At 55.1% G+C, this 6,473-nt stretch carries 6 protein-coding genes; 2 read left to right on the top strand and 4 right to left on the bottom strand.

Annotated elements, in window-relative coordinates; translation table 11 throughout:
• Positions 1-415 precede the first annotated feature (415 nt).
• The 4 genes from B2Y11_RS05480 to B2Y11_RS05465 form a co-directional block, all read right to left on the bottom strand.
• The gene (locus tag B2Y11_RS05480) at positions 416-1,771 is read right to left on the bottom strand and encodes a sodium-dependent transporter (RefSeq protein ID WP_291057110.1); all 1,356 of its coding nucleotides are present in this window, start codon (positions 1,769-1,771) and stop codon (positions 416-418) included.
• A 796-nt stretch (positions 1,772-2,567) separates the two neighbouring features.
• Entirely contained in the window at positions 2,568-3,470 is a 903-nt protein-coding gene (locus tag B2Y11_RS05475) for an RluA family pseudouridine synthase (RefSeq protein WP_291057108.1), read from the bottom strand.
• An 11-nt stretch (positions 3,471-3,481) separates the two neighbouring features.
• A complete protein-coding gene (locus B2Y11_RS05470; protein ID WP_291057106.1) occupies positions 3,482-3,721 on the bottom strand; it encodes a hypothetical protein in 240 nt (79 codons plus the stop codon).
• A 29-nt stretch (positions 3,722-3,750) separates the two neighbouring features.
• Entirely contained in the window at positions 3,751-3,966 is a 216-nt protein-coding gene (locus B2Y11_RS05465; protein ID WP_291057104.1) for a hypothetical protein, read from the bottom strand.
• Positions 3,967-4,664: 698 nt separating this feature from the next.
• Between B2Y11_RS05465 and B2Y11_RS05460 the strand changes: the two genes are divergently transcribed.
• Together B2Y11_RS05460 and B2Y11_RS05455 are read left to right on the top strand one after the other, a co-directional pair.
• The gene (locus B2Y11_RS05460) at positions 4,665-5,333 is read left to right on the top strand and encodes a hypothetical protein (RefSeq protein ID WP_291057102.1); all 669 of its coding nucleotides are present in this window, start codon (positions 4,665-4,667) and stop codon (positions 5,331-5,333) included.
• A 118-nt stretch (positions 5,334-5,451) separates the two neighbouring features.
• Positions 5,452-6,204: a hypothetical protein gene (locus B2Y11_RS05455; protein ID WP_291057100.1), complete on the top strand. Its 753-nt coding sequence runs from the start codon at positions 5,452-5,454 to the stop codon at positions 6,202-6,204.
• Positions 6,205-6,473 lie beyond the last annotated feature (269 nt).

Below are 6,473 nucleotides of genomic sequence, written 5' to 3'. Positions count from 1 at the left end.
CCCGTGGAGAAAGTCCGGCGCAGCCGGATAAGAGGGAGCCACGTAGCGGCTAATTACCAGAATGCTTATCATGCCATATGACACTGAAAGTAAATCCCGTAACGCTGACTTTATAAGCATTGCCCTACGGGCAATCCACAACCCTCAGCCCGGTAGGGCTGTCGCCCCCTGAGCGGAAGCGATGCAACCCTTCTACACAACCCGCGGCGGAGCCGCGCCCCTTTTTTTATTTGCGGCGGAGCCGCTACCACCACCCTTTGAACCCTCTGAACCATTTGAACCCGGGCGCCGAAGGCGCCTGAACCTTCTCGGACGATACGTTCTATTATGCCGCCTTTCAGGCGGCCCCGCGCTGCAAAACATGCCAAATCGCCAAGACATACAAAAGCGCCCCGAAGGGCGCTTTTTGTGTATCTTACATGAGTCCGCGGATCAGGATGACCAGGATGAGGACGGGGAGTATGAACTGGAAGTAGGGTTTCATCCAGCGGGGCATTTTCATGCCGCTGCCTTTGTTTACTTCCTTGATGTAATTGTCAAAGCCCCAGCCGAAGCGGGTGACGCAGAAGAGGAGGTACACCAGGGCGCCGCCGGGGAGAAGGAGGTTGCTTACCAGGAAGTCTTCGCTGTCCAGTACGTCCCTTCCTCCGATGAAGTGCATGCCGGAGAGGACATTGTATCCCAGTACGCAGGGGATGGAGAAGAAGAATACGATGGCAAGGTTCACCAGCACCGATTTCTTCCGGCTCCAGCCGAAGTTGTCCATGGCGCAGGCGATGAGGTTTTCAAACACCGCGGTAACGGTGGAGAAGCTGGCGAAGGTCATGAAAACGAAGAAGAGGGTGCCCCAGAGCCTGCCTGCGGTCATGTCGGTAAAGATTTTCGGCAGGGTAATGAAAATCAGGGAGGGGCCCTGGTCGGGGTGCACGTTATAGGCAAAGCAGGCCGGGAAAATGATGAGGCCTGAAAGGAGGGCCACGAAGGTGTCCAGGGCTGTAATGCGCACCGCTTCACCGGTTAAGGTGAAGTCGTCGGTCATGTAGCTGCCGAAGATTTCCAGGGCGCCGATGCCCAGAGACAGGGTGAAGAAGGCCTGGTTCATAGCCGCTGCTGCCACGTTGCCCAGGCCCGCTTCCACGGCCCTGTCCCAGTCGGGAAGGAGGTAGAAGGCCAGGCCCGGCTCTCCGCCTTTCAGGAACAGGCTGTGAAGGGCCAGCACCACAATGAGGATAAGGAGGCAGGACATCATGACCTTCGTAATCCGTTCCACCCCGTTGTGAAGGCCCAGTCCGCACACCAGAAACCCCAGGAATACGGTGAGGGCCATGAAGATGCCCATTTCCCAGGGACTTCCCAGCATGGCGGTAAAGACCTGCGGTATCTCATCCTGGGACACGCTGCTGAAGGTGCCGGTGAGAAATTTCCAGAAATAGGCCACCATCCAGCCGGATACGGTGGTGTAGTACATCATGAGAAGGTAGCATCCAAGAACGCAGAACCAGCCATGAATGTGCCAGAAGCTCCCCGGTTTTTCAAGGCTCCTGTAGGCACCAACGGCGCTTTTCCTGCCGCCTCGGCCTACTGCCAGCTCCATGGTCATCACGGGGATGCCCATGAGGAGGAGGAAGCAGAGGTAAAAGAGGACAAATACGGCGCCGCCGTATTCTCCAGTAATATAGGGGAACTTCCACACATTCCCTATGCCGATGGCACAGCCGGCACTGACCAGAAGGAAGCCCAGCCGGGATTTAAAACTGTCTCGATTTTCCATACGTCTCTCCTTATCATTTGATATGTATAAAAGGTATTATACATCGGCCGGGGCCATGGCGCCAGCGGGACCGGACCTTTGGGCCACTGCGTGGCCCGGGTTCAAAGGGTTCAGAAGGTTCTGCCTGCCTTTGGCAGGCGGGTTCAAAGGGTTGTGGTATCGCCCATGGGGGCCACTGGGTGGCCCGGGTTCAGAGGGTTCAGAGGGTTCTGCCTGCCTTTGGCAGGCGGGTTCAAAGGGTGTGGTGGCGGCTCGCGCCGCAAATATAAAAAGGGCGCCGCTTCGCGGCAGCGCTGCCGCCAACAGGCGGCATTATAACTCCCCTCTGAACCAGCCCGGAAGGCGCAGCCGTTCCCGGGCCGAACCCATCGGTCAGTGCGCAGCACATGACCGATAGAACCCGGGCGCCGAAGGCGCCTGAACCCTCATGCTTCCGGGAATGCAGTATGTCTGATGTCTTCCCGCCGACTGGTATTTACTCCCCCCATGAGTCACTCACTCCATGTACCGAGATCCTTCGCTTTTGTGGAGACCCTGCAGAGGGTCTCCAAGTCAGTCGAAGTTGGCCCTTAGCCTGCCCATAAAAGGGCCTTCCGATTGTCGGCTGACCGACCCCGGATGACATGTGTTCGGCGGGAAGCGGTCGGCGCCGCGATACTTTAAAACTCCCCTCTGAACCAGCCCGCTCTGTGGGCGGAACCGGAGCCGTCAAGGGCGGCTGCCCGATGACGGCTTGAACCTGGGCGCCGAAAGGCGCCTGAACCCTTTTGCTTTCGGGAATACAGTAAGAACAGCCTTATATCTCCACTCCCTTGAAGTACTTTTCCACAAAAGGCACGCGGGAAAGGCGGATGGTCTTTCCGGAGAGGTAGGAAAGGAGGCCCCCCTCTTCTCCGAAATCGAAGGTGGTTTTGTAGGAGGAGAGGAGCTGCCTTCTTTCTCCCTTTTCCCGGTTCCATTCTTTGGAGCCGTATTTGTCGTCTCCCAGAAGGGGATGGCCGGCGTGGGCCATCTGGCAGCGGATCTGGTGGGTACGGCCGGTGAGGAGATGGCATTCCACCAGGGAGAGGCCGTTTCTTGAAGCAACGACCCGGTAATCGGTAATGGCGGTTTTGGAGCCTTTCACGGTGTGCTCCGCCACGTAGACCCGGTTTTTCTTCGCGTCTTTGAAGAGCTGGTTCTCCAGCCGTCCCTTGTCCGGCGAAGGCCTTCCTTTCACCACACAGAGGTAGGATTTCCTGATTTTCCTTTCCTTAATCATGCGGTCAAGGATTTCTCCGGCCCTTCCGTTTTTCGCCAGGAGAAGAATGCCGCTGGTATTGAAATCGATGCGGTGCACCGGATAGGCGGTTTTTTCCCCTCTTTCCGCAAGAAAGCTGTTCACCCGGTCCAGCATGGTGTCCTCTGTCCTTCCCGTCACGTCCAGGGAAAGGAGACCTGCAGGCTTATTTACAGCCAGCAGGTTTTCGTCCTCATAAAGGATGTCCACAGGCCTGCTTTTTTTGATTTCCAGCACAAAGGAACGGACTGCATCCCCTTCCATAAGGCGGTAGGAGGGCTCCATTTTCTTTCCATTGACCTTGATTTTCTTCGTCCGCAGGGCTTTCATGAAAAAAGAACGGCTCCAGCCCTTTCTTTCCATAAGGAAAGCATCCAGCCGCCGTCCTTCTTCCTTCCTGCCAATGTTCCATTCTTCCATGGTTCCTCCTGTCACCGACTTTGGGGAAAGTTCTGCCTTTTGCCGTCCCTTTCCCGAATCCCCCGCTCCGTAAGCTCCCGGATGGCGCGGTATACCACCTTGTCATGCTCGCCGGCAATGTCGAAAGCGCCGCACATGGCCTGGGACAGGGATGTCATGGTCGGTCTGTAGGCCTCCCGGTCTACAATAATTTCTATCCTTCCATGGTCATGTTCAATGACCTGGATCAAAGCTTCTTTTTCTTCTTCCATAGATTCTCCTTTATGATGGATTCACCGGGTCATGGAAGCACCGATTTCCTGTCGTCTCTGTAGGAATCGGCAAGGACCGTCAGAAAGGCGTCCACATCTTCCACATGGTCTTCCGGAATGCCATGGAGCGAAGCCAGCGCCGCCGTCAAAAGAATGCGGGTTTCCTTTCTGGTGCCGTCGGAATGAAGGGTAAGCTCCTCCTCTTCCATGGTAATGGTTATGGAAATACGATTCGCCTGTGCCATGTGTTCCTCCCGGTGAAATCATTCTGTCATTTCTCTTTATGCTACACGAAAGAGAAAGGAAAGGCAATAGGTGGGGCCTTTGGGCCGCCTCGCGGCCCCGGGTTCAAAGGGTTCAGAAGGGAAGGTGGACGGCCGCTTTGCGGCCGAAGTTTGACAGCGCCAGCAGGCGCTGAGGGTTCGTAGGTTTAACGGGCCTATGGCCCGAGGGTGGTGGATTGCCGCTGACGCGGCAATGATTATAAAGTCAGCGTTACGTTCTTACTCTCCTGCCGGGCAAGTCATTCTAAGGAAGCGCTTTCCATTTGCCGCCCCACCGAACTGCGCGGGGGAAGATGGTGCCGCAGGCACCAAAGGAGGAATAGCCGCAGTGAGATTAAAATTGACCTTGACCACCGCCAACAGCCAGCAGCGCCCCACCAGCTCACCAGCTTACTAGTCCACTAGCTCACTAGCTCACTAATAATTTTCGCATATGTTACATGCCATAGTCCTATTTTTATTATACCCTTAGTCCGTCTATACTACATACAGGAAGGATTTCCTCCTCTTGCCGCCGGTGAAGTGCAGAATATAGCCGGTAAGATGCAAAACATAATCTTTAAGTTATCATAGATATTTTTTATTAGCTTTGCTATATGCGTTTCTTTTATAATAAAATCAAATCATGGCATAGCGTTTTTCAGCTCGGGAGGTTTGCTATGACGAATGCAGAGTACATGGAATACGAAGGGTATGGTTTGATTGAGGCGGCTCTTTATTCCTATACCGCCACTGCCGATGGCTCCGATCTGTTCTCACTGGCGGAGAGCCGCCCCGGCGCCGGGCCTTCGGAAGGGTTCCTCTGGGACTACATTCTTTTCCGCCTTTACCTGGCAGAGAAACACATTCTCCGTTTCCCCAGCGGTTTCGGCTGCATGACCTCCATGGCTGAAGGTCTCCGGGAGGGGCTGTCCCATCTGTCCCTCACCCTGTCCACATTATCCACCTTAAGAAGCCTGAACGGTTCTTTCCTGGTGGTAGGCAGCGGCCGCCTGCCGGACAGGAATCATGTGGAAAGACGGTTTTCCGATTTCCGCCGCATGGAGAAGGAAGCAAGCCATTCCATAGAAAACATGATTGCCGCCATTGCCTCCCTTTCGGGAGAAAAGGTGGACGGACATATGATTTCCCTGTTTTCTGAAGAAACAAGGGCCTTCCTTTCCCTGGTTTCCGGAAAGCTGTCCTCCCTCACCCCCTGTCATATTTACCGGCGAGCCAGAAGCTTTACTCCCGCCCTCCCCTCCCTGTCGGAGGAGGCGGCGGTGTATCCCTCCTTCCTGGCTTTTCTCACGGGACTGGCGGTGAGCTGTCTGGTGATGCTTATGTAAATTCCATGAAGAGGCTGTTCAAAAGGGGAAAGCAAGAGTACAATGAGAACATAGAAAATAACAGGAAGCATGGATTCGTAATGGAATCCGTGCTTCTCTTATGGAAGGAGGTTTTCTGATGGATATGGTGAACTATCTGGAAAATATGGGTATCACCGTGTGCCAGCGGGCCTTCTTTTCTTATATGTCCAAGCCCCAGGGGAGCTACGGCCTTCACATGATTTTCCGCCTGTTCCTGAAGAAGAAACGGATCGTCATGCTGGAGCGGGACCGGACAAACTGGTGCCGTTTCCTTTCGGACTACGTGGTATTCCGCCTCTACATCGCCCGTTTCGTGCTGAAGGATTTTGCCCGGGACTATCCGCCCCTTTTAAGTATGTACGACGGTTTTGAAAAGGTGGAAAAGGATTTCCCCGATTTTCTCACAAAGGAAGCGGACCCCGGCCGTGGCGTAGGGGACATATCCCTTCTCCCGGACAATCTGCCCTATCTTTATTCGGAAGAAAAAATCAAAGCCTGCCATGAGTTCTTTGACCACATGGCTGCCAAGGCGGAACGGAAACTGGATGACAGCGACGCTGTCCTGAAAAGCCTCATTACCGAAGGCCTCTCCTACCTCTGCGACAAGGACAAAGTGCCCCTCTACACCCCGGTTTTCTGGTTCTTCTCCAAGGAAACCCTATCCTATGCCCAGTATCTGTCGGAGCTCTACAAAGGCCTCATACCGGAAAGCCACTATGAAAATCTGCAGGCCCGCCCCTATAAAGAGGTGGAGCGGGAAGAGGATACCTTCTATACGGACTACCGCCTGCCGGCATACATCCTCTTCTTCCTGGCAGGACTTATCTGCCTGGTGCTGGCCAAGGCGTAATGGGGGGCTGCGCCTGTTGGGCGCGAAGGGGCACGGCTCCGCCGTGGGTTGTGTAGAAAGGTTGTGGAAAAAGGTTCTTAAGTTTGACCGGCCCAATGGGCCGGAGGGTTCGTAAGTTTGATGGGCCCTGTGGGCCCAAGGATTGTGGTATCGCCCATGGGGCCACTGGGTGGCCTGGGTTCAGAGGGTGGAAGTGGGCGCCTGTGGCGCGGTCGGGATCGGGACTGGGACCGGGGCGGTGCTTTCCAGTATTCCCGAAGGTTGACACG

Source organism: Dialister sp. UBA1703 (genome assembly GCA_002320515.1).
Classification (GTDB): Bacteria; Bacillota; Negativicutes; order Veillonellales; family Dialisteraceae; genus Dialister.
Note: the sequence above shows the minus strand (reverse complement) of the source record. Positions and strands in the feature narration are given on the sequence as shown.

Bases quoted from the DNA above. Each gene is read 5' to 3' on its own strand.
- B2Y11_RS05460 (WP_291057102.1), top strand. From the start codon at position 4,665: ATGACGAATGCAGAGTACATGGAATACGAAGGGTATGGTTTGATTGAG.
- B2Y11_RS05480 (WP_291057110.1), bottom strand. From the start codon at position 1,771: ATGGAAAATCGAGACAGTTTTAAATCCCGGCTGGGCTTCCTTCTGGTC.
- B2Y11_RS05470 (WP_291057106.1), bottom strand. From the start codon at position 3,721: ATGGAAGAAGAAAAAGAAGCTTTGATCCAGGTCATTGAACATGACCAT.
- B2Y11_RS05455 (WP_291057100.1), top strand. From the start codon at position 5,452: ATGGATATGGTGAACTATCTGGAAAATATGGGTATCACCGTGTGCCAG.
- B2Y11_RS05465 (WP_291057104.1), bottom strand. From the start codon at position 3,966: ATGGCACAGGCGAATCGTATTTCCATAACCATTACCATGGAAGAGGAG.
- B2Y11_RS05475 (WP_291057108.1), bottom strand. From the start codon at position 3,470: ATGGAAGAATGGAACATTGGCAGGAAGGAAGAAGGACGGCGGCTGGAT.